Below are 297 nucleotides of genomic sequence, written 5' to 3' on the forward strand. Positions count from 1 at the left end.
ATTTTGTTAATCGTTTTATTTCACCTTTAATATTACGGCAAAACGTTTTATTTTTACTGTTATCTTTTTGTTTTAAACACTTCCATTGCAAATCTCACTTTGTTGTCAAAATAACGACACTTACAGCTCACTCAAAACCGAAACTTGCTCAAATAATGGGTTTAATCTTATTATCACAATGGATACACGTTGGCTCAGCTAATGCAATACTAACAGCAACTTCGAGTCAGATTATTACAGGAAATGCACCGCAAGTGGTGGCGTTATCGAGTGCAGATAAACATGGTTTTACTGTCA

Origin of the sequence: Gilliamella bombi, from assembly GCF_900103255.1 — a bacterium.
In the GTDB taxonomy this organism is placed as follows: Bacteria; Pseudomonadota; Gammaproteobacteria; order Enterobacterales; family Orbaceae; genus Gilliamella; species Gilliamella bombi.